This window comes from Motiliproteus sp. MSK22-1, from assembly GCF_001968815.1.
GTDB lineage: Bacteria > Pseudomonadota > Gammaproteobacteria > Pseudomonadales > Balneatricaceae > Motiliproteus.
In genome coordinates this window covers 19249-43626 of sequence record NZ_MIEQ01000026.1, presented here as the reverse complement: position 1 = coordinate 43626, position 24378 = coordinate 19249, and the positions used below count along the sequence as shown (strand labels likewise).

General features: G+C 47.2%; 19 protein-coding genes. 1 reads left to right on the top strand and 18 read right to left on the bottom strand.

What is annotated here, in order from left to right:
* On the top strand, positions 1–664 hold a 664-nt coding region (locus BGP75_RS06180), incomplete at its 5' end, for an autotransporter outer membrane beta-barrel domain-containing protein (protein WP_158070068.1).
* Between the two features lie 244 nt (positions 665–908).
* On the opposite strand, the gene BGP75_RS06175 is transcribed toward BGP75_RS06180, so the two are convergent.
* From BGP75_RS06175 to BGP75_RS06090, 18 genes are all read right to left on the bottom strand, one after another.
* On the bottom strand, positions 909–1262 hold the full coding sequence (locus tag BGP75_RS06175; RefSeq protein WP_076716637.1) for a hypothetical protein: 354 nt from the start codon (positions 1260–1262) through the stop codon (positions 909–911).
* 141 nt (positions 1263–1403) lie between these two features.
* Positions 1404–2141, bottom strand: a complete 738-nt coding sequence (locus BGP75_RS06170; protein WP_233152856.1) for a PP2C family serine/threonine-protein phosphatase — start codon at positions 2139–2141, stop codon at positions 1404–1406.
* Between the two features lie 8 nt (positions 2142–2149).
* A complete protein-coding gene (tagF, locus tag BGP75_RS06165; RefSeq protein ID WP_083704655.1) occupies positions 2150–2923 on the bottom strand; it encodes a type VI secretion system-associated protein TagF in 774 nt (257 codons plus the stop codon).
* 24 nt (positions 2924–2947) lie between these two features.
* Positions 2948–6529, bottom strand: coding sequence for a type VI secretion system membrane subunit TssM (tssM, locus tag BGP75_RS06160; RefSeq protein ID WP_076716633.1), 3582 nt, complete (start codon positions 6527–6529; stop codon positions 2948–2950).
* A 31-nt stretch (positions 6530–6560) separates the two neighbouring features.
* Positions 6561–7877 carry a type IVB secretion system protein IcmH/DotU gene (icmH, locus tag BGP75_RS06155; RefSeq protein ID WP_076716630.1) on the bottom strand — a complete coding sequence of 439 codons (1317 nt, stop codon included), beginning with the start codon at positions 7875–7877 and terminating at the stop codon, positions 6561–6563.
* Positions 7878–7883: 6 nt separating this feature from the next.
* Entirely contained in the window at positions 7884–9218 is a 1335-nt protein-coding gene (gene tssK / locus BGP75_RS06150; protein ID WP_076716627.1) for a type VI secretion system baseplate subunit TssK, read from the bottom strand.
* 258 nt (positions 9219–9476) lie between these two features.
* On the bottom strand, positions 9477–9965 hold the full coding sequence (tssJ, locus tag BGP75_RS06145) for a type VI secretion system lipoprotein TssJ (RefSeq protein ID WP_076716625.1): 489 nt from the start codon (positions 9963–9965) through the stop codon (positions 9477–9479).
* A gap of 99 nt (positions 9966–10064) precedes the next feature.
* Positions 10065–11810, bottom strand: a complete 1746-nt coding sequence (gene tagH / locus BGP75_RS06140) for a type VI secretion system-associated FHA domain protein TagH (protein WP_076716622.1) — start codon at positions 11808–11810, stop codon at positions 10065–10067.
* Positions 11811–12170: 360 nt separating this feature from the next.
* Positions 12171–14984: a type VI secretion system ATPase TssH gene (gene tssH, locus BGP75_RS06135; protein WP_076716620.1), complete on the bottom strand. Its 2814-nt coding sequence runs from the start codon at positions 14982–14984 to the stop codon at positions 12171–12173.
* Positions 14985–15138: 154 nt separating this feature from the next.
* On the bottom strand, positions 15139–16170 hold the full coding sequence (gene tssG / locus BGP75_RS06130; RefSeq protein ID WP_076716618.1) for a type VI secretion system baseplate subunit TssG: 1032 nt from the start codon (positions 16168–16170) through the stop codon (positions 15139–15141).
* Positions 16134–18002, bottom strand: coding sequence for a type VI secretion system baseplate subunit TssF (gene tssF / locus BGP75_RS06125; RefSeq protein ID WP_076716616.1), 1869 nt, complete (start codon positions 18000–18002; stop codon positions 16134–16136). The genes tssG and tssF overlap by 37 nt, the downstream gene beginning before the upstream one ends.
* Positions 18002–18517, bottom strand: a complete 516-nt coding sequence (gene tssE / locus BGP75_RS06120) for a type VI secretion system baseplate subunit TssE (protein ID WP_076716614.1) — start codon at positions 18515–18517, stop codon at positions 18002–18004. Before tssE ends, tssF begins: the two co-directional genes overlap by 1 nt.
* A gap of 4 nt (positions 18518–18521) precedes the next feature.
* Complete coding sequence (locus BGP75_RS06115; protein WP_076716612.1) at positions 18522–19427, bottom strand: type VI secretion system accessory protein TagJ; 906 nt, start codon at positions 19425–19427, stop codon at positions 18522–18524.
* 160 nt (positions 19428–19587) lie between these two features.
* Complete coding sequence (locus tag BGP75_RS06110; protein WP_076716609.1) at positions 19588–20079, bottom strand: type VI secretion system tube protein Hcp; 492 nt, start codon at positions 20077–20079, stop codon at positions 19588–19590.
* Between the two features lie 194 nt (positions 20080–20273).
* Positions 20274–21773, bottom strand: a complete 1500-nt coding sequence (tssC, locus tag BGP75_RS06105) for a type VI secretion system contractile sheath large subunit (protein WP_076716606.1) — start codon at positions 21771–21773, stop codon at positions 20274–20276.
* A 3-nt stretch (positions 21774–21776) separates the two neighbouring features.
* Positions 21777–22307, bottom strand: coding sequence for a type VI secretion system contractile sheath small subunit (gene tssB, locus BGP75_RS06100; protein ID WP_076716603.1), 531 nt, complete (start codon positions 22305–22307; stop codon positions 21777–21779).
* A 61-nt stretch (positions 22308–22368) separates the two neighbouring features.
* Positions 22369–23415: a type VI secretion system protein TssA gene (gene tssA / locus BGP75_RS06095; protein ID WP_076716601.1), complete on the bottom strand. Its 1047-nt coding sequence runs from the start codon at positions 23413–23415 to the stop codon at positions 22369–22371.
* A gap of 372 nt (positions 23416–23787) precedes the next feature.
* On the bottom strand, positions 23788–24366 hold the full coding sequence (locus BGP75_RS06090; protein ID WP_076716598.1) for a DUF6931 family protein: 579 nt from the start codon (positions 24364–24366) through the stop codon (positions 23788–23790).
* Positions 24367–24378 lie beyond the last annotated feature (12 nt).

Sequence of the window (24378 nt, the reverse complement as noted above, 5' to 3'; positions counted from 1 at the left end):
AATCAGCCTGAGTCTTTATGGAACCAGTTATCAGTCGGATCAGTTCTTTGTTGAGGGGATCATGACCTTTGGTCAGAATGATTTTGACCAGAAGAGAAACGTTAATTACACCTTGGCGGGCACGACGGTCAATCAGGTGGCCAGTTCTGATTATGATGGTGATCAGTTCTCGCTGGCATTGGGGGGTGGTTACCATTTCCAATACAACGAGATGACCTTGACCACGACGGGTCGTGTGGAATACGTGGATACGACGGTGGATAGCTATAATGAGAGTATGTCCAATCCCAATAGTGATGGTGGCGGCTGGGCGGTAGCGTTGGATGAGCAGAATATGGACTCGCTAACGCTGACCTTAGGGGTGGATGCTTCTTATGCATTGAGCCGCTCCTGGGGGATTCTTTCTCCTCAGGCGTCAATTGAGTGGGTGCATGAGTTTGAGGACGATTCGCGACTGATTTCAGCCAACTTTGTTGGCGACCCCACCCAGGAGAAGTTCCTGCTACCTACAGACTCTGTTGATTCGGACTATTTCAATCTGCGTTTAGGGGTTTCAGGTCAGTTTGCGACCGGTGGTTCCGCCTATGTCTACTATCAGAAACTTCTGGGCTATGATGACCTGGATGTGGATAGTATTGGCTTAGGGTTCCGGTGGGCGTTTTAATTACAGGCTTATCGTATCTGACCTGCCGTTGAGCTTAATGTTTATTGATCTCAATGGTAGGACGGTGATACCGGATAGGGTATGTATTCAACATCAAAGAGTCGCTATTCCTATAATGACTCTTTGCTTGTTCCGGATCTTTGTTGAAGTCGTGGATCTGTTTTTCAGAAGAGATGGTGATTGGCTTAGTAATAAGGCTGTTGCAGTGTTACCGATTGTTTGGCGATAGACAGTCGTTCCTCGATTACAGAACCTGGCCCGTTGCAACCAAATAAATAGCGGCGGCGGCACCAACAAGTAATACTAAAAAGACTGTAACCACCGGCCACATGGATGGATGCTTGGTTCTTCGATTATGTTTGTTCGGGCGAGCAGTCTCGGTCGATTTATTGGACTCGATTGCTGGTAGAGCAGGTGGTGCAAGGGGGGACCTCTGGTGTAAAGGGAGGGTTTTCTCGCATTCGTCCTCGGCCGGTGGCTCCCCGGACAACTGGTCCAGGATTAACGTCCGACGGTTTATATAATCAGCTCGGCCAATCTGTTGTTGGGCATACTCCGAGGCGAGCAGTCGAAGCGGCGAATAATGAGGCTGCGGCATAGTCTCCTCCCTGCAAATCATTGTTCTACTATCCGTGTTATTTTTCAAGACAGTAGTACTGGTCCAGAGTTAATTGTGAATGCCTGCGAGTGAAGCTGTATGCTGGCAGCCAAAACAACAACGCAAACGAGTTATTGAATCTCAACAATCAACCTCTGCTGAACGGGCCAGTATCAGGGTTATGTTATCCAGGCCGTTACGGCTCAGCGCCTTGTTTATCAGCTCCAGTCCGTGCTGTTCCGGGGTGCCTGGCTGACTCATCACTTCGGCAATCTCCTCGTCCTTTAATTCTTTATTCAGACCATCACTACATAAAAGATAGTAATCGCCTGGGCGAATTTCATCATGCTCAATATCCACAAACAGCTTATTCGTCGCTCCAACAGCTCTAGTTATCACATTGGAGGAGGGGTGTGACTCCGCCTCTTCAGGTAAAATGACTCCACGTTGGACCAGCTCTTCTACCTGCGTATGATCCTGAGTTAGCTGGCTGAATATCCCACTTCTCAAGCGATACAGTCTGCTATCGCCAACCCACATCATTACTGCAATATGTCGCCAGCAGATAAGAACAACAACGGTACTTCCAATCGTCGTATTTCGCTCACGACCGGCGGCTTCTTCTATCAGAGCATTGTTGACCTGGACCAGTGTTTCTTCTACCCGGTTAATCATTTCACTAAGACGGTCAGGTAATACTAACTGGGCCAGTGCCTCTACTATAGCCTGGCTTGCCAAGTCACCAGCAGTATGCCCTCCCATTCCGTCTGCAACAACCCAGAAGCCGTCATCGGTTCGGTCCAGATAGGCGTCTTCATTAACAGTTCTCACCTTTCCGGTATGGGTCAGTGCAGCAGATTCCCATTTGAACATATTCATGGGAACTTTCATTGTTCTATATCCAAGTCAGATCCGTTATAGGGTTCTCCGCCCCATCCCCATGCTTTCCATTGGCCATCAAGTAAGGCTGAGAACCCCTGGCTTGGCGGTAACCCTGCGGTGATGAGCAAGGTACTATTGATCTGTTCAGCGTTCTGAGCGCACCAGTAACTGCGGGCCGGCAGTCGGTCTGCTAACAGGCTAAGGGCAAGTTCGGATAACTTTGCTGTTGATTGCTGAGGTGATTCAAGGTTAAAGCACCATGCTGGTTGCGGTGTCTGGTAGCCCTGCAACTGCGTTTTATTTAAGGGCACTGACGGTGGATCGAGTTGGCACAGAGACTGATCAAAGTGATCTAATGGTATGTCTCCGTTGAGTGCATCAAGAGCGAGCGCTTCACATTGCTCAAACCAGTCATGTTGTTCGGAAAATAACCTGCTGATATCTGATTCTGCAGGCAGGGGAGTGGCAATAGTCAATGGAAAATAACGACCAACGCTGTCTACACTCGGCATTAATATTCCGCACCAGCAGCTATGTCCGCAAATGCCTGAAGACAGTGAAAATCGCCATATGGGGCTGACCAGATAGGTATTCAGCCACTGTTCTCCTAACTGACTTTGACTATCAGCAATTGCAGTTTGTAGCCACTGATCCCATGGGGCTGTAAAGTTTCGGTTAAGGCGACGTACGAGAAAATCTCCATGGCTGGGGAGCTTTCCATAAAATCCAGTTACAGCATCCATGTCTTTCGCATTGTCCATTATCTCCTTGTTTTTCATAGTTAACGCCGCCTGCTCATTTGATTACAACCGTGACCGGCACTTGAAACGCCTTAATGCTGTTAGGTCAAAAGGATTGTTGACGCTGCTGGCATAAAGTTCGAAGCTGGCCTTTTGTCCTTCTAATTCAAAGGTTAGCAGGTATTTGTCTGCATTATCAGTACGTTCTAACTTAGCTTTGTCCAGCAGTTTGAACCAACCCCAAGGCCCTTCTGAGCTTTCCCCGGTGGTCTTTCCGTCTGCCATCTGAAACTGAATTCTGGCTGTTCCACTCCCGTTTGTTGCTGGCCAGGTAAAACTAGAGGGTACCGTAGGCCCATGGCGATAACTTAGATTCTGGCTGCCCAAACTGAGGCTGAATTTAAGAACACTGGAGTCTAGCTGCACCGGTTTCAGGCTAAAGCGGACAAGCGGCTGACCACTCTCTCGAAAGAACGCATTCTGTATTTGGTTTGCTGCTTCAAATTGTGCAAGGCTGGCGTTAGATATGCTTGGGCGTTTTCCTTCTCGCCAGCGCCATGGATTAAAGCTCATATCTACAAAGGGTTGGATATATTGCTTGAAATACTGGTCCAGCATTTGACCGGGGCCAAAGAACCTGGAGAAATCTTCAATAGTAATATCTTGCCGACTATTTCTGTTTAGCGGGTAGCGACCACCAATACCCCGTTTACAAAATGGTATTACGTCTGCGCTCCAAACCTGGCTTAGTTGGTTCTGGGAACGGCTCGCTACAGCATTTTGGCTGACTTCAGAGAATCCTTCTAACCAGCTACGAAGTGGTTCCGGTAGATTCTTGGTTTTTCTCTGTAGCTGTCGACCGGGATTGCGATCGCTTTTCATCGCTTCTAATGCAGCGCGGCCTGTGCTTCCAGAAGCCTCAAGGTCAGAGAGGAAAGTATACAGGTTGAACAGCTCACTTAATAAAGAATCAATAGGAGCAGGTTCGTCTCCACGTTTACGGACCAGTTTGCTGAGTTTACCGAAGGTGTCGTCAACCCGTTGCATTAAGGTATCCGCACTATTCTCAGTAAAGGCACCCGCAGAGCCAATGAGTTTCTCAAGACGTTGCTGACGCGTACCCAGAGTTGTGCTGTTAGTGATTAATGCTGCGGCATCTGTGGCTGCAGCCAGCTTGTCTTGATCACCTTGTGAGACCGGAGTATCGAGTTCGGTTTTCGCTCTTAACAGGTTGGTGTTTGCTTCCACTGCCTGCAACAGTTTTCTTATAGGAGAGAAACTGCCAGAAGCCGCATCCAGAATTTCGATGGCACTACTTAGGTTGCTAAGGCGTTTGATCTGTACATCACTGAGCAAACTACGCCATTGCTGAATGTAGTCATCGACATAAAGCTCCAGCAGTTCCTTTTCAAGCACGTTCATCTGGGATTCGCCGCTGGCTGATTGTTTATCTTCACCGCGGACCCAGAATGCTTGTTCCGCCGTTGAGCTTAGATTTTTATACTCTTTCAGAAAAACCTTTTTAAATCCTTGTGTTGTATAAAGCCCTGGAACCCTGAGTTGGCTCAGATCCCCTTTACGGTTGTTGATTACTATATCCGCTTTTGTACCGAAGATATCCGTCAGCTCTAGATTAAACGGAGCATGTGCTTGCGTGTCTGACTTAATACGGCTATATATCTGATCTGAGAGTCGAGTCCGGGTTAGTGTATTACGCGCCTCAGTAACCAGTGCAAGATTGAGGGGAAGTGGTTTAAAGCGTTTTTCCAATAATGAATCCAAGTGCTGATTCAGCTCATCAACCCGTTTTTGATCACCTCCAAGACTATTGTTCCAATCAACTCCCATCAATAGTTTGACTTCTTCCTTTTCCAGGCGCTTGGGTTCTCCGAGCATCAGGTAGGATTTAAGTACTAAACTCAGAATCTCCGGTTTTTCTATGTTCAGTGTAATTAAATCTTCAAGACGTTTGCCGAGACTGAACAGAAATCGGCCCTGCAACACCCGTTGATAAGAGTCCTCCGCAGTGGGCTGAAGTCGGTCTCCTTGATAAAGACCTGCACCCATCAGCAGTGGGACATCTTCGGGGTATATATGAGCTGCCTGGCGAAGGTGATTCAGGGGAGGGAGAAGTTTGGCAAAATCGGTCTGCTGATATTCCAGGTTTTCTACCCCTCCCTGATACTGAGCGATTTCCGTTTCCAGCTCGTCAATTGTTATCTGATTGCGTGTGAAACTGGTGAACCAGAGCAAAATACCCAATCCCAAAATAACAACAGAGGCTACGTACACAGCCCGTTGCAGCCAACGGCGACGCTTTTCATATTTGATGTCGGTGCCGACCAGATCAGATTCGGCAAAAATGACCTTTCGAAAAAGGTTATGGATGAAATAGCTTCTGCCTTGGCCGCTGAACGTTGGCTGACTGCTACGGTCAAGTCCGAAGGCACTGGCTACGCTGCCCATCAGGCGATCAATAGGAGTTCCTTCCTGGGTACCGCTGGTAAAATAAAATCCCCGTAGCAAGGGAGGTTTTTCAAATCGATTGGGTAAAAAGGCCTCGTTTAAAAACTGTTCAATCGGGGACTTCAAATTCGCCATCTGTTGTGGGAATCCAAATATCTGAGAACGCTTGGCGACGTCTCTTTCCTGATGGATCTTGGTAATCATTCGCTCATTGATACGTTCAAGTAATGCATCATATTCGGTCGCGAAATTGGCCGCACTCCCTTCGGCGGACTTTTCATTTTCGAAGCTGAAAGTTGCTCCCCAGACCTGTTTGCGTTCATCCGCTCCTAAAGCACTAAAAAATTCGTTAAAACCGGCGACCAGATCACTCTTGGTGAACAGTAAGTAAATGGGGAAATGTATATCCAGTTTTTCATGCAGTTCCTGAATACGACTTCTGATTGCTCGGGCATGTAAGCTACGTTCTTCGGGAGTGTGGGTCAGTAAATCCAGCAGACTTATAGCGATTAGTGCCCCATTGATAGGTCTGCGCTTTCGGTGTTTTTTTAACAGCTCCAGAAAGCCTTGCCAGGTTGTTGCGTCGACAGCGGCATGGCTATCCTGAGTTGTGTAACGTCCTGCGGTGTCCAGAAGAACAGCATTATCGGTAAACCACCAGTCGCAGTTACGTGTTCCGCCCACACCCTGAATAGCGTCCATTCCTAGCCGGTCAGCAAGAGGAAACTGTAGTCCGGAATTGACCAGTGCGGTTGTTTTGCCTGATCCTGGCGGGCCGATAATAATGTACCAGGGCAGTTCATACAGGTATTGAGTTCCCATACGTTTTTTGCTGCCACCCGTTTTTTTTATGACCTGAATCGCCTCATCAAAGCGTTCATTGATTAACGATAACTCTTCTTCGGAAGTGTCTAGGTTTTCGTCTTCACTTCCTTTACTTATGTCATCAACCAGTTCTCTGTCAGTTTTCTGGGCTTTAATATAACCAATTAGCAGAATACCCATCCAGAGCATTGTCAGAACGAGTATTAGGATCAAACGTACAGCAGGGCTCTTTAGCGGTACCCAATCAGCAATGGCGATTAGGGGACCGAGAAACCAGATGAGTACTGAAATGGCTATCAGTCCAAATAACTGAATAACCCACTTTTGTTTAAAGAACGCTATAATTTTTGCCACGATCCGTATGCCCCATCATGGATAACCAGATTCAATTTTTTTCCAGGATCACTTCGACCCTTCTGTTTTTTGCACGATTTGCTGCACTGTCGTTGTCAACTAAAGGATCTGCGTCACCTTTACCTTCAGCACTGTACTGTTGTGGAGGTAGTTTTGGGTTTTGAAGCAACATATCCATAACAGACTGCGCGCGTGCTAATGACAGGTGCCAGTTAGATGGAAACCTTACTGTATGAATAGGTGAGGAATCAGAGTGTCCCTCTACGACAACGCGTTTGTCTGTTTCTGTTTCCAGTGCTTTGGATATTCTGTGTAAAAGCGGCAGGAATTTCTCGGTTATTTGATCACTTCCTGAAGCGAACAGGCCATTACCGATGATCCTTACTCTAACGTCACTGTAATTTTCGAGGACACTAACAAGCCCTTCGTCAATTTCCGGTTTTAGAAATGTCGAGAGATCCTGAGCCAGGTTGTCGGCTGGAGGAGGAGCGACAGTAAGCACTTGTTCCACCGGCTCCGGTGGTGATTCCCGGCCAATGGATGCAAGCTCTTGGAATACAGGTGCAGCTGATTGATTGATAAAGTAACTAAAACCGAGAAAGCAGAGAAGTAAAATCAACCCCAGAAAAGATGCTAAAACCCACCAGGGAAGGTATTGGGTCAGCACGCCGCCTTGTTTTTCTATCCCGCGCCAGTGTGGTGATAGTTCTGCTTCGGGTTCCCCTCTTTGTGCGCGAATACTGAGAAATAGTCGATCCTTAATTTCATCCAGAGATCGATGGCCATTATCCAGTACTCTATACTTTCCTTCGAATCCCATTGCTAGAAGTACGTACAGTAGTTCCAGAATATCTATTCGAGTTGCTGGATCCTGTAACATGCGATCGAGAATGAGAAAAAACTTTTCCCCTCCCCAGGTTTCTTTGTGAAACAGTACTAACAGGCTTTCCTGACTCCATTGGCTATTGACGCCCCAGGGCGTGTTAAGGACTGCTTCGTCAATGGCTGTGCATAGACAATAACGAGTTACTAATACCGCTTCGGAGTCCACTTGGTTTGAAGCCTTACTTTCAAAGCTTTTGATTTCACGCTCGATTCTTTGCCGAAAACCACCGATATCATTCATTGAAAGGCAGTTTCTGACCGAAACCAGAAGCTTGAGTAAAGGGACTGTTGCGGAGATCAGTGGGTTGCCAGTATTCAGAGAGCTGAAGTCACCCGCTTGAACTTGTCGTTGAACTGCAGCGTTTACAGGGGCTGCTGCAGGTCTGCGACGGCCTGGTGTAGGCTTGATGATGGTGCGGTCTGCATCAGCGCTGGAGTCGAAAAAATTATCATCGTTGCTCATGGTTGATCATCCCTTGATCGCCCAGAATTCCATCTTGATACCTGGGAACTCTCCGCTGACATGGAAGGCGAAACCTCCAGAGCGTTTGAGCTGTTCCCACATCTCGCTGGAGCGATCCAATTCGAAATAGGTAAACCCTGCATGATAGGGTATCTGTCGGGGCGCTACTGGCAGTGGACGTATGCCAATCCCGGGGAGCTGTAAGTTGACCAGTTGACTTATTTTTTCCACCGGACCTATTTTGACCTGTGTAGGGAATCGGCTTCGAATCTGTTCGTTGGCAAGCTGTGCACTTACCGCCAATATGAAATCTGCCCCTGCAAGTAGCGTGAGGTCAGGTACTGTGCCAACCCATATGCCATACTTATGGGCTTTGAGGGGGATAGGTACAGCATTTTGTTGGATAACCATACTTAGAGAACCGCGAAGCGACTCCATCAGTGGCTCAAAGCAGCTCTGCAGGTCTTCGTGGTGGTAGGTGGGCAGAGGAGTGGGGCGGCGCGTTTCCGTAGCGAAGGTCGTTAGTTCTCCAGATGTTTGGACACCAATACGATAAAAGTCTTCTGGATGAAGGCCACTGATTGAACCAAGATGGGTGAACAGAGGTTCCAGTCTATTTACCGTCAGTAGCATCATGTAGTCCGCAATTTCAGCGGAACCACCTTGTCCTGAATCCGTTATCCGACTGGCCAGTGCTTCGCCACGGTGGTGGAGTAATCCCTGAAGTTCTTCAAGAAAACCGCTTAATCGTGGGGATGCATTGCAATCCAAACAGGGTGTAATAAATCGATCATCGAGGGTGATTTTTTTATCGGCATTGATTTCGATAATACGAGCGACTGGCAGGCAAATAAAATCATCACGATCTTCACTTTCAAGCATTAACCGAAGACGTAACCGGCCTGTTTGCAGCTGCGCATGATTATCAGAACCTACGTTGTAGTCGCAGACTTCATCTTCCCGGGCCAAATAGCGCGCAACGTTGTCCTGACTATCGTCTGACGCGACTTCAGCACCGTTACGTCTTCGGGCAGGTAATCCAAGGTAAATCAGACTGTTACGGGTGTTTTCGGGAATCTCCAGAATAGGGGCCTGATCACAATCCTCATTGGCGTCAAAAGGGGTTCCATCGGGTAATACACCCAGACAGGTGGCCAACGCTATTTTACCTTGAGTCAGTAATTGTTGATCGATAGATACTTCACGGACTCCCCAGGAATAAGTGCGAAGCGCAGTGCAACGACCTTCCACCATAGATTCCAGATAGCGATCATGTTGCTGGAAGTGGTGAGGTTGGAGAAACATCCCCTCGGACCAAATTATTTTGTTATACCAAGCCATTTCTCATACCCAGCTAATTATCGTACCCAGTTACCCGCTGACATTGCCGCATGGGACTGTTTATCTTTGCTTGTTCAAGACTGCTTATCTTTGTTTGTTCAAGACTATTTATGTCTAGTCCTTCAAGTAGTTAACATACTACTTTCTAAAACATGCAGGTAGATAGCACATTCTACTTTTATCGTGTTATCTCGAACCAGAACTATTCCTGCTTTCAGTCCGAGTCAGAGTCTTTTTCAGAATTGCTACTTTTTAGAATCACTCTTTTTCGGAATCAAGAGCCATGCTGTTTTTGTCCAAATTAATTTTAATGCGATTTTTTTCTGTAGCTTCTATGGGAGCAATAAGTCGCCAACTGGCGTTATCTATATCTCGAAATGCTGCAACTAAACCGATGAATTTGGTTTCGGGTTTTAGTTCTCGATTAATTGTTAGTTCCTGGCCTGGCATTATATTTTGTTCTACACGAGCAATCATCTCATCGCCGAGAGTGGCTGGTTTTTCCGCGTAGAGTGAGAAAAAGTCGCTGCTTTCGAATTTGCTTTTAGCGCTAAGTTCATAGATTAGAATGACTAATGGTGCCGCAGAGCCATCTGCAGCCGGGTTTATATCTTCACTGGCCTTTGCTTGTAATTCAAGGCGAGTGGGTGTGTCATTCACGAAATCCACTACATCTATTACGTCTCTTACGCTGCAGCCGGTTAAGCTCAGCAGGCTGGTAAACAATATCAAAACGAGATATTTCATTGGGGCTGCTGGTAGTGTTCGAAGCACGATTTTTGAACTCCTGATTCTTCGTTATTACGGTTTACTTCAACTAAGGGTCGTATCAAAGAGGTTTTAAACCTACTGTTGGCGAGTTTCCTTCAGCTTACTTGTCTGGTTTTCATAGGCCGTTGTGAAGGCTTCACCGAAAAGTTCTTGAAATTGATCTTCAGCCCGGTCCAGAATTTCTTTGTGTTGCTTGATATATTGATCCCAATACCAGGACTTTTTTTGTTGGAGTAGGCTCTTCCCACCCCTTTTCTCGAAATAATCAGCAAGTTCCTCGGGTTCGAAGCGTTTTAACAGATCGTTTAATGCTGCCTGCATTCCTGCCATAACGGCCAGTTCATGGGCTTTGATATCATCAAAGGCTTCATTGAAAGCTTGCTCAGTCGGAAGGCAGGCTCCGCCTGGATTCAGCAATAACTTAGCCAGAGCATCATCGGTGTTGATCGAAAATTTCAATGGATTGTTTTCTATTGGCCTGATAGTAGTCATCGACATCCTGAAGGCACTTTTAATGTCGGTACGCGCTCTGAGTATTTCAACTAATCCCGCGACTGATAACCTGAAGAGTCTACCCATTGAGGTAAAGAATTCTCGTTCCAGGTCTGGTGGAAGTTTCATATCCTCAATCTGTGCCCCTTTTAGAAATGCGCGTATCGCATCTAAATCAGGCTCCGCGTTTGGTCCAGCAACATCGTCTTGCTGAGCAGCTGGAATATTGCTATCTACAGATGTACGTGCCCGGTCAGCAGAGAGGTTTGCACTAGCTTTTGGTTGTGGCTTTGGAGAACTGGCTGGTAAGGGTCTGTCGGCACTCCCTGATATCGCTTTATTTGTTGAGGGCTTAGGCGTAGGTAAGGGACTTACCGGTGCTTCTACAGGTTCTGGAGCAGCTTCTTTTGGTGATAACGGCTGTGGGGCTAAGGGCTGGGAATCCGAAGAGGATGCTGAAGCTGGCGGCATCATCAGGGAATCCGAGTCAATCCAGCAATCGGGTATCACTGCATTCGATTGAGCCGGTACATCTGTTCCTTGATCAGTGGAAGCACTATCTGGAGGGTTTCCTGCGGTATCGCTGGGAGCCTCTGGAACGCTGTTAGGAGGTACAAAATACTGGTTGATACTTGCAATATGGTCGGCTTCAGTTGCAGGTGTAGAGGGACTTTCTGAGTATCCGCCCTCCAGCGGTTTAGCTGGGGGATTACCACCACCGCCTAGCAGGATATCATCAATACTCATTTCATTGCTGTCTGAGCTGCCTGATTGACCGTTTTCTTTTGCCGGTGCAGCATCCTGGAACGGTGACTTTGCATCGCTGAGAGGATCCAGTATGGCCAGCTCTTCAGAGGGGGATAGCTCTGCCGGATCGGCAAAAGGGTTTGATTCGAAGGGCGTTGAGGTGGCGGGTGCCGGGGTTATATCAGGCGGTGTTGAAACCGCGGGTTCTGAGATTAGCTCAGGTTCCCCACCAGACAGGTTCCTGTCCAGACCGGCAGCATCATTTTCGATATCTGCTGCAAGAATATACTCGCCAATATAGAACCGGTCGCCGGGACTGATTACAACACTGCCTTCGTTGCTCAGTCGCTGATCAGTACTGTTGAGATAGATGCCGTTCAGGCTGGTATCGGTAATGCGGAAACTACCACCTTCATGACTAATCAGTGCATGTTTGCTTGAAATGGTTCTTTCCGGGTCTTCGAGTACAAGATCACAGTTTTTGGCTCGCCCAACAATACCTCCAGACTGATCAAAGGTTACAGAGTCCGAAGATGATGGTGGCTGACCCTTAAAGCTAACAATCGTTAATAACAATTTCATATTGAAACCAGACTGACCCAATTATCCCGTAGTGCTGCTTTCTAGCAGACTCGTATTTTACGTTCTATCAGCTGTGCACTTACCCAATATCGAAGCGTTGACTGAGTTTTTACACATCCTTCTATGTAAGTCTATTGCATAGACCCTGAAGTAGTTTAGGGCACACTGTTATCAGCTATCAAGACAGCAATCGCACCCTATATCGGTATATCTCTTACCTATATTGCAACAGCAGTCGCTAACATTACCAGTTATAACAGTATATTAGGTGTTTTCCGAACTCCGAAGCAAAATTAGCGACGATTCAGCTGTGTGCTCAGTTATAGTTATACGGTCATAGCAAACGACTGGCTTTAAAAATTAATCAAATTCGTAGCTGAACTCACCGTCTTCGACTCCTATATGTACCTTACTTATGGTTTCACTCTCCATCATTCTGGTTAGGAATTGCTCACTAATATGAGGCAGCAGGGTATTAGTGAGTATTGAGTCAATCATACGTCCCCCGCTTTCCAGCTCTTCACAGCGACTGGCGATGAGGGCGACCACTTCATCGTCGAAGCTGAATGGGACTTTGTGGTTCTCGGCAATTCGCCGTTCGATGCGACCTAATTGCAAGCGTGTAATCGCCCCTATCATTTCATCATTCAGTGGATAGTAGGGAATGACGACTAAGCGTCCGAGTAACGCAGGCGGAAATATCTGCATCAATGGTTCGCGAAGCGCTTTAGCGATGCCTTCCGGCTCAGGCATGAGCTCAGGGTCTTTGCACAAATTAGTAATAAGGTCGGTACCCGCATTGGTGGTTAGCAGAATGATCGTATTTTTGAAGTCGATCATTCTGCCCTCACCATCTTCCATTCTGCCTTTATCAAACACTTGGAAGAAAATTTCATGGACATCGGGATGAGCTTTCTCAACTTCGTCCAGAAGTACAATGCTGTATGGGTTGCGACGTACTGCTTCGGTAAGAACACCACCTTCGCCGTAGCCAACATAGCCTGGAGGGGCGCCTTTAAGTGTTGAAACCGTATGAGCTTCCTGGAATTCACTCATGTTGATGGTGATAACATTTTGCTCCCCACCATAGAGTACTTCAGCGAGAGCCAGAGCACTTTCGGTTTTACCAACACCCGAAGTCCCTGCCAGCATAAAGACGCCGATAGGTTTGTCAGGGTTATCCAAATTGGCCCTGGAGGTCTGAATACGCCGGGCAATCATTTCCAAAGCATGATCCTGGCCAATAATTCGACGCTTTAATATGCTTGGAAGGTTGAGAACGGTCTCAACTTCATTCTTGACCATTCTTCCTACGGGAATTCCGGTCCAGTCTTGCACCACGGAGCCAACGGCCTGTAGATCAACAGTGGGTAAGATTAATGGAGATTCCCCCTGTAATTGATGAAGTTGTTCTTGCAAATCGATTAATCGCGCCAGTGATGCTTCACGATCCTTTCCATCGGATATACTGTTTTCATTTTTTGGACTGATATCTGTGGATTCCACGCCCGCTTCAACGGCATCGCTTTCCTGTTGAACTGACGTTTCCTCAGTTTTAGAAGAAGCGGCTGGATCTGCTTCATCAGAGGTGGGCGCTGAACTTAATCCAATATCGTCCAAGGGTTCATCCTGGCTTCTTAGCTGACCACGCAGTTCCAGAATTTCGTCGACCAGAGTTTTTTCCGACTGCCAACGTTCATCGAGTTCTTCCAGTCGTTGGCGTTCTTCAGTCAGCTTTTCTTCAGCTCTATTCTGTCGGTCGCCAATATCTACGCCGACATCCTTCTCTCGACCGATAATGGATAGTTCCGTTTCCAGGGCCTGGATCTTCTTACGACTGTCATCAACTTCTGCCGGGACAGCATGCTGGCTTATCGCAACCCGAGCGCAGGTCGTATCAAGTAAACTAACTGATTTATCAGGAAGTTGACGGGCAGGGATGTAGCGATGGGATAGGGATACGGCAGCCTCTAAAGCTTCGTCTAGAATTTGAACCCGATGATGTTTCTCCATTACTGTGGCAGACCCGCGCATCATCAGAAGGGCTTTATCTTCAGACGGTTCCAGTACCTGAACTACTTGGAAACGACGGGTTAAAGCGGGATCTTTCTCTATATGCTTCTTATATTCAGCCCAGGTTGTTGCAGCGATGGTCCTTAGTGTTCCTCGGGCCAACGCTGGTTTTAACAGGTTCGCAGCGTCACCTGTGCCTGCGGCACCGCCTGCCCCAACCAGTGTATGGGCTTCATCAATAAACAGGATTATTGGTTTTTCCGATGACTGTACTTCTTCAATGACTTGCTTGAGGCGATTTTCAAATTCGCCTTTCATACTTGCTCCGGCCTGCAGCAGGCCTACATCCAGAGATCGCAGACTGACGTCTTTCAGAGGTGGTGGAACATCGCCGGAAGCAATACGAAGCGCAAAACCTTCAACTACGGCGGTTTTACCGACACCTGCCTCTCCGGTGAGAATAGGGTTATTCTGACGACGGCGCATGAGAATATCGACAATCTGACGTATCTCTTCATCACGACCGGCAATCGGATCTATTTTCCCTTGGCGCGCATCTTCGGTCAGGTCTACTGTAAATTGAGCCAGTGCCTCTTGTTTACCCATTTGCGATGGAGCCATGGCTCCGCTTGCTTCTCCAGGCTCTCCGCTAAGGTGACTGCCATCACTGGCTGACAGTCCTTCTTCTGCCGAGCCGGCAACAACTTCATCAAAACGATCCGTCAGGGTATCCAGTTTTACCTTACTGAACTCTTTGGAAATACCCAGTAGAGCATGAGATAGAGCACGAGTTTTGAGAATACCGACAATTAAGTGTCCTGTCCGGACCTGAGATTCACCGAACATCAGTGTGCTGTATTTCCACCCTTGTTCAACGGCTTCTTCGATGTGTTCAGATAGATCTGAAATAGATGTTGAACCCCGTGGCAATCGATCCAGGGATGCGGTTATGTCCTGTGCCAGGCGGGCTGGTTCAATATTGAATTGTTTAACGATGCAATGCAGATCAGTATTCTGTAATTGCAGGATCTGATTGATCCAGTGAACCAATTCCACGTAAGGGTTACCACGCATTTTGCAGAATACGGTGGCACTTTCGATAGACTTATACCCGACTGAATTGAGTTTACCAAATAGTGTTACGCGACTGATTTCAGACATTGCAGAGTCTCCTCAGTTATCAATCAACCACTTATCCTTAATGGATAACCCCTTACAGGGGGTCCTTGTTGGAAAAGGCTGCTAAATCGACTCTGTCTGATTATTTCTTATCAAGAGAGACGTTTTATCCGCTGGTCGCTGATTGGCTGCTGGTTTATTGTTGATTCATATAGGGATCAAGAATTAAATTCGTTGCATCCCTTTCAAAGGGTTTGCTTTTGGACCATGTTGTCCATCCTAATTGTGCAGACTCTCCCAACTTCAGAGTAGGCACTTCGCTTTTTTCTAATATTAGCTGTAAGTCCCAACTTAGTTCATCACCAATGTAGTTTTTGACAATAGATCTTAACCGGCGGAAGCTGTCTCCGGTTGGCAGCAGTCGCCGAAAATCTTTCAGTTTGAGTGGGCCCAGTAGGATTCTGAATTTACTTTGACAGTCCCAGACTTTGGCTCCGACCACTGTTGTCATTCCAAGGCTTCCTGTTTCGGGTGATTCTCCCAGTCGGCACTGGCTGTCTTCCGGTAAAAAAATCCAGTGGCCGACAAACTGTTGTATACGAACAGGAAGGCCAAAAAAATTACTGATAATAATCTTTAAGCCTTCTGCGCTCTTTGTTTGGCTTGAGAGAATTCCTGCATGATAGAGTTTGGCTTTGTCGGGCATTTCGTCTCTGTTGCCAAGGGATGTCATGCCGTAACCACAGGTGGCTCCAATATAAGTCAAAAACCGGTCTTCACTTGGGCGGTCGAAATTAACAGTCGGTTGCGTATTGGCCCAAGCCCGATAGAAGAGTGACATCATGCGATGATGAAACACATCTGCAAAGCGGGATAGTGTCGGATCTTCAGAGTTGTGCAGGCGATCCCGGGCATATTCTGTTAAGTGCAATGGTAATGGGCCGTTAGGACCAAACAGGCCGAAGAATAGCGTTTCCAGTCGTGGTGGTCGTCCCTCGCTGCCCGGTTCAAAATTGGAAACAGTTGAGGGGGCAAAAGCCATAGAGGGCTGTTGTCCAAGGCGAAGTGGATCTTCACTTGGTTTTAATGACTCGCCTAGTTTGCGATATTCAGGATGAGCACATTCAAACTGCCTGATAGCGGCGTAGAAGTCGAACTTGTAAGGTGCTTCCTGCAGATCATTCTGCAGGGCTATAGCACGTGTCGCTGTCCTGTGCGTAATGGCCATTGCATGATCTCTCCGCGCTCTTCTGTTTTAATAATGGTTTGAGTAAAGGAATTGATGGATACGTAACGAGCGAAAAACTGGTCGAGTATAGCTCCCAGAAGAAATACTCCACTTCCTTCAAAAGCCCCCTCTATAAAGGTCAGTTCAATACTGACTCCCCGGCCATAGGTGATTGGGCCCGGTACCGGAATCCGTCGAACAATCGCTTTGGAACTGATGCTTTTGATACCGCTGATTTGTTTTCGGATGGCTGGTTCTGCAATATCACTGTACAAGGATAGCAGTTCCCGCAATGCTGCGGCGCCTTGCTCTTCATCACTGTCAATTATCGACAGATAGTTTAACGAAAGGTGGCTGATAAGCCTCCAGGTCGTATCACCTTCAGCCCAAGAGGGTCTGGGCTTTGAAGGACCTGCTAAGCACCGAACTGATTCAATAGGGCCGCCAGATTCCAGGGTAAAGTCCGTATTACTTTTCCCCACCGGCATTTGCAAGGGTAAATCCCGGTTTGTACAGAGGGTTTGCACACCGAGCTGACGGAGGTCTGTTGAGTAAGGGGCCTCCTTTGAGTCAACCAGGGATATAAATACCTCGCTGCCAATATAGCTTGATCGGGGACCATAAATTTTTTGTTTGGAGGAAAGCACCCGTGGTTGTCGTTGGCTTGCATAGAAAGCTTCTTCAGGGTGCTGAGCAGCGAGATCGTTCGATGCATAAAAAGCGTGGAACTGCTGAGTCTTCTGATTTCCTGATCCGTATCCTTTGACGTCCAGAATAGAGTAAACCTCGAAGTCCATTGGTCTTGTCCGGTCTGGAACAAGGTGGTGTTCATTTTGGCGGTTAGTCAGGTGGATACGATCGCAGTGTTTTGGAAACAGGTTAACGGCAGGAACAGAAAACAAAGCAAAATTATCCAGACTTAATACTTTGTGAACGAATTCATCCTCGCGATCCAACATGAATATCAGTTCCAGCTCATTGCCCGAGCAACGTTTCAGTGCGCTCTCCAAACCTGACAGCTCGACAAACATGAATCTTTCAGGAAATGCAAAATACTCATGAAGCAGGCGGTAGCCTTGAAATGATCGCGGACTTGGGGGAAGCATCGTTTCATTTTCCCCAAGCCCCATAGGGGTTACTTTGGCCTCTTTGACTATTTGCTGCCATGGTGGCGGGCGGTTTGCGGGCTGAGCGATCACTGCTAAGCAATTACCAATCAGTTGTTCATACAGCCGCATAGGCAGCGAGTCTGAGCCTTTTAGGTAGATCGGTAGTCGAGATAGGCTAAGTTTATTGAAGGTCAGCCCTGCGCTGACTGCTAGCCGTATCCGGATTGCTGCTTTTGCTTTTGGTACTGTTGGCAGTCCAGTCCCGCTGAGGCTGTTTAAATATTTTATATCAGTGATTTGCAGCGGGAACAGCTCCAGCTCATTAGCGGTACGGTATTCACAGGAGGTTTGGTCGTTTTTCCCCAGCAGGCTACGCATGACGCTTCCTTTAGGGACCGGGAATCCCTCCGCCAAGCCTGCTTCACTAAGGTCGGGCTGGAACTGAACAACAGTCATTGAAGGCGTCGGAGCCAGATAATGAGGATACACTGCTTCTAGCAGATGCTGAGTAAACCGAGGAAATTCAGAATCTAATTTAAGTTGCACGCGCCCTGCAAGAAAGGCGAATCCTTCGAGTAATCTTTCTACGTACGGATCAGCACAATCAAACCCTTCCAGGCCTAAGCGACCGGCAATCTTTGGGTACTCTTGAGCGAACTCTGCACCCATTTGGCGGATATATTGAAGTTCTTGATTGTAGTATTTAAGTATCCGGGGATCCATCAGGCAAACCCTTTCCCAGATGAATCGGTAACACTGACATTTCCTGTTTCCAAGTCAACCTCCGTCTTCATGTAGAGATGCAGTGGAACGGGTTGTGCCCAGAGTTCTGCCTCAATGTCGAAGCTCAAGGCATTGTGGTCCATCTGACTCTCTGACATCCGCAATTTTATTTTTACAGTGTGTTTTAGAAAGCGTGGCTCGAAATCGATAATGGCTTGACGTAAAAGACGCTCCAGACCATGAATATCGACATTGGATGCCGTATGCCCAGATAAGTCTGGAGTGCCATAGTTAATGACTGATCGTGCTACTTGAGGGTATGCCTCCAAACTCATTACAGAACTGAAATTGACAGTGTTAAGTAACCAGCCCATGTCGCGCAACACGGCGCGCCTTAGCTGATGTAAAGAAAGCACCGACTTATCGCGCGACTCTTGTTTGTGCTGGGGGTCATCATCAGTCAACCGATCAAGCAGTGCAGGTTGTAATCGTTCAGAGTGAGTTAATTCTGCCACTCCATTAACTATCCTGTTCTATGTTGTTGCCATCCGGCTCTTCGGTAACTACCGGATTATCCAAGGTAATGTTTCTAATATCCATTACGGGGTAGTCAGACTTGTCCGAAGTAAGCATTCGTTGACCCAGACCAATATATACTTGGTCATCAGGCGCTATGTCTCCCTGATTGTTTTCATCCAGTTGCCATTCAGTCTTTCGGCTTAGTCGGATTGATGCTTCTTCACTGTGTTCGGAACCTGGGTATCGGGTTGGTATCAGACCGACGGTTTCGCCGCCATTCGTCCAGGTGAACAAGGCTGGCAACCAAACCAGGTCACGGAGATCTTCTGGAGGCTCAATATCAATTGTACTGATACTGTCGAAGGGTACCCAATAGTACTGACCATTAATAATGGCCTCTGTCATCGGACCCAGGCGACTGTCTGCATCTGCGATCCAGGAGAAGGTTTCCCCTTCAACTGTGGTTTCTGAATCATTCGGGTTGTTGCCTGTCACCGAAATGGTACCTGAGGTTGCAGGAGCCTGTTCGAAAGCCTGAGCGCGAATGGATATGGATTCGGCTGTATGTCCTTGAGCGCCAAGTTTTAACGCTTCTATCATCAAGGCGACCCATTGCTGAGGTTGACCAAAGACTAATGGGGAGCGTTTACCGCTGAATACGTCTGCTCTAAATGCTTCACACTTCAGGGCCTCACGATAGGTTTGGACCATTGCGAGTGTTCCGGGATCGAGATCACCTGCAACGTTCAACTGAGTCATGGCGCGATCCCACTGGCCATTCACTGCCATGAGTTGGAATAAAAGAATCCTGTATTTGGGTACTTCCGGGTTTTTGCGGATTACAGCCTGCAGTTCTGCTAGTGCTTCTGTTAGATTACCTTGGCCGATCAAGTCGTCTACTAGCATGATCAATCCCTATGAGCATTTATTAAATCTAAGTTCAAAATATGACGACATAGGGTCGTCAAACATCAGCGGTCCCCGCAAAGCGGATACCGCTGTTTGAAACCACAAATTGATACCGAAGATTTTTAAATAACCTCCGGGACCAATTGTGTTGCCTCTGCTATACCTTAGCGTTAGCTTCGATATCCCAGCCATACTCACCGGCAGAGGAAGTCTTACCTTTATCGTCCTGAACGAAGTATTCTACTTTTACTTTGGCAAAGTTAAGAGTGACATTTTCAGTCAGGCGATCTTCTCCACCGCTACCACCCGTGGATACAGAAGTGATGATGCACTTCTCCATGGTGATTTCCATATACTTCTGTGCGCCTTCACCAGCCTTACGACATAGTAAAACACACTTCGGTATGTGCGTTCCCTGCGAGCAATGTAGCATGATAGGAGTAGATGCAGTATCTAACCACTTGGTGAAAGAAAGGTCTTGAATGTTGACCTTTCCTGCACCACCACCGCCACCGGTATGGAAAGAACCTGATTGTGACATCCCCCAACTCCAGGCGAGGACGTCGATGTCTTTGCCTTTTGACTGCTCCTTATCTTTTGTTTCTCCTTTAATTTTATCGCCCATGTTAATAAAAATATCGACGGCCATGGTGGTTCTCCTTTTGTTGGCTCTTTAATATACGGTCTGATATAACCGAGTTTTTAACAACTTCTGTTATTGAAGAGAGTAAGAATTATCTATATTCCTACCCTTATCGTTTTGAGCTACCACTTATTGCTCAATTTTCCTTGTCTAACAAGTTGTAATCCGTTCGTTCGGCTCTATAACTAAAGCCTTAGAGGCTATCCGCCTCCTTTTGCCGAGGGAAGTTTGGATACCAGTCTCAGAGAGACTGTTAACCCTTCAAGCTGATAGTGAGGTCTCAGGAAAAACTTGGAATTGTAGTACCCAGGATTACCTTCAACTTCACTTATCTCAACTTCGGCCGCAGCCAGGGGTTTCCTGGCTTTTGTATTTTCGCTGGAGTTAGTGGGATCACCGTCAACATATTGATTGATCCAGTTGCCCAACCAACGCTCCATATCGTCACGTTCTTTAAAGGAACCGATCTTGTCTCGGACAATACACTTAAGATAGTGGGCGAACCGACAGGTAGCAAACAAATAAGGCAGTCGAGCCGCCAGGTTTGCGTTAGCAGTAGCATCCGGATCATCATACTCTGTTGGCTTCTGCAACGACTGTGCACCAATAAAGGCGGCAAAGTCAGAATTCTTCTTATGCACTAATGGCATGAACCCGTTCTTAGCCAGTTCCGCTTCTCTACGGTCACTAATGGCGATTTCTGTAGGACATTTCATGTCCACACCGCCATCATCAGTGGGGAAGGTATGAGTGGGTAAATTCTCTACAGCACCACCGGATTCGATTCCGCGAATGCGTGAGCACCAGCCATACATCTTGAAAGAGCGATTGATATTCACAGCCATAGCATAGGCTGAGTTTGCCCATGTATAGTTTCTATGGTCAGCATTTTCCGTATCTTCTTCGAAGTCGAATTCTTCAACCGGATCTGTTTTAGCGCCATATGGGAGTCTTGCCAGGAAACGTGGCATAGCCAATCCGATATATCTTGAATCGTCAGATTCACGAAGAGAGCGCCAGCCGGCATATTCCGGAGTCTGGAATATTTTAGTCAGATCTCTGGGATTACTTAGCTCTTGCCAGGAATCCATCTGCATGACCTTAGGGTCTGCTCCCGCGATAAACGGTGCATGAACGGCGGCGCTGATTTTTGCCATTTCACCCAGAAGTTCTACATCTGGAGGGCTCTGATCGAAATGATAGTCGCCGACCAGGCAGCCATAAGGTTCTCCACCAAACTGACCGAATTCTTCTTCATAGAATTTTTTGAAAATAGGACTTTGATCCCAGGCAGTTCCTTTGAATTTCTTAACTGTTTTGTGGAGGTCTTTTTTGCTGATATTCATCACTCGGATTTTTAACATTTCATCCGATTCTGTGTTGTTCACCAAGTGATGTAGACCGCGCCAAGCCCCTTCCAGCTTTTGAAACTCTTCATTATGCAGAATCTGATTGACCTGATCGGTCAGTCGTTTATCGATTTCCGCGATCATTTCTCTAATGTTTACAGTCACGTCAGCAGAGACTGTAATTGATGACGCCAGGGCTTGTTCCGCAAGTGTCTGAACAGCGTTTTCTACGTCTTCTCGTGCCCTATCGGACTTTGGTTTGATTTCCTGACTTAGCAGGGAAGTGAATTCATTTGCCTCAAGGCCTGTGGCTTCTGCCGCGCCTTGAGCTTCAGTTTCCATTTCGGCCATTGTTTAGTCCTCCTCCGGAGTGGATGCGTCTGCATTATCCTCTTTGGGCTTTGGTGCAGAAGCTAAGGACTGCAGTAATGCAGGGTCATTAAGTGCTTTGGATATCAGATCCTCTGCTCCTGTCTTACCATCCATATAGGTCATTAGGTTAGATAACTGTGTACGCGCTTTTAGAAGCTCACTAAGGGCTCCCACTTTTTGCGCGACGGCTGCCGGAGAAAAATCATCCATGCTTTCAAAGGTCAGATCGACGCTTAGGTTGCCTTCACCGGTTAATGTGTTTGGAACCTGAAAGGCAGCTCTAGGCTTCATTGACTTCAATCTTTCGTCAAAGTTATCCACATCGATCTCTAGAGCTTTCCTGTCAGCGACTGCTGGAAGTGCTTCTTCGGGTTTACCCGACAGGTCCGCCAGTACGCCCATTACAAATGGAAGCTGGACCTTTTTTTCCGCACCATAGAGCTCTACGTCGTACTCAATCTGAACGCGCGGTGCTCGGTTACGTGCTATGAATTTTTGACTGCTTTCCGCCACGGGTCACCTCCTGAGAGTGATAATCTCATTTATATTAATTGTCATATCAACAGCTGTCTCACTAGTCATCATCGTCTTCCTCCGGGCCCCTAATCCGTTCTACTTCACTGAGACCGTCTGGTGCAATGTTCTTGATAATGTCGATAAATCCCATAGGTACAAGTTTCTTTGCTCTAACCATCAGGATAGGAATCGGGCTTGCCGGTTCGCTACGGTCATAATATTCGATGATTTTATCCAGAGCGCGAATGACATCCTCCCGACTGGTTATTTGCCCGCTTAGGGATGCTTGTTGCCCTCCTTGGGAATTGGTTGCTGCTGTTTCAGTATCTGCTTCTGTAGCATCGTCGGTACTCTCAGACACTCCAAGATCTGACAAACGTGCTGAAAGAGATTGCTTTATGCTATGGAGCAAGCCTTGAAGTTCACTGAAACTCGGTGCATCACCTGCCCCCACTTGATCGGTGATATAGGCGTCAATAGCTCGGATATGCTCTAAAGATTCGGAAGCCGCGGTAAATGTCGTTTGAAGCTCTTCAGGATCTGCATCCATGAAAGCAGCATTGATAGCGGCTGAGTCAGCAGAATTTCCATCCTCTGGTTTCGGCAGTTCACCACTTTCAATGGCTAAATCTCGATAACTAAAACTTCCAAATGTGCGGGAATTAACCAAGGGAGTAAGACGAAGTGGTCGCAATGTCGCTGAGTCGTCACAAAGAGACACCAGGGCATTGATGCGCATTGTTGGGTCGCCATCATCTTCATCAAGTTGAGGGTGGATTGAATCCCAATGACTCTCCAGTAATTCCTGCAGGAGTCTGAGGCCGTCCCTGAATCCTTCTAATCCATCAACAGCGAGGGAAGCTCTCTGCAAATACAAGATGATTCGAATATCTTTGGCGCGGGATAAAAGCGCCGAGGCTTGTTTCTTAACGGACTTCCAATCAGGCTCTTCAGCATCGACGACCATGTCGCCAATCTGCTGTTCTTCTTTTCTTTGAGCGGTGCGCTCCAGTTCACCGAAATCCGGATCGTACTCCAGATCATCACCACAAGGGCTTTCCGGTGATATTTCCTGGGTTAGCGCTTCTACATCAATTGCACTCATGACTAAATAATATTCCCTGTCTAACAAGAACTTTTATGTGCTGTCGCCGAGTTTCCGTTCAGCTATTGTCTGGTACCGCACCCTTAAAGCCTGCTTTCTGCGGTTTAAACGGTGTGGTGGTCAATTATAGTACGCCTAAACTAGTTACAGGCCAGCGGGTAACAAAACCATGCCTGCAAATAGAGCATAGACTGAGTTCTGACCTCCCTCCAATATGATTTTCAAAATTGAGTATAGTCACTTGGAGCTGAGAAGTATCCCGGAATTACTTTTTTTATCAAGACCTTCTTTCGAATTATTTACTATTGCTTTCAATTGGCTATGAATGCACCGTTCCAGTTCTTCAATTTTTAGCAGCAATAGCTCTGAGTGCTATTGACCGGAGCCGCCATTTGCGATATCGACAGCTTTGTCCAAAAACAGTTTCTGGTTTTGAGGTGTCTGGTCCGCCGGAAGTTTTGAAAGTGTAAGAATTATCGCCGCCCAGGCGGCCTCTTTAGTAAGCTCTTCTGGTGGCGTAACAGGGGGGCTTTGTTTGCTTGTCAGGCTACCGTCGGCCCAGTTGCCTGCTGCTGCTGCCATGCCCGCCGCTGTGCTCATCCCTGTCGCTTCAGCAGCGGCTTTGAGTACCTGATGATTTTCTTCGTTGGGCTCGAATACCCATTTTTCGGCATACTCTATAGCACTAAGATCTTCTTTAGAGGGGCTTTCTGATAAGCTCTGACGCGCGGCCAAACAGGCCAGCCATACTGTTTCCCGTTTAGGTAATGCAAACACCATAAATTGAAGCGCATCGGCGTAAAGGTCTTCTGTTTGCAACATTCCAAGCAGTTCACCTGGACTAAGCGTTGCGTCCAGCCGGGAGCAAATTTCAGGCGATGGATCATAGCGATCACAAATTTCCTTTGCTGTGCCGGCGGTGATTTTCTTCAATTGCAGCTTGTCGTTCATTTTTATCTCCCC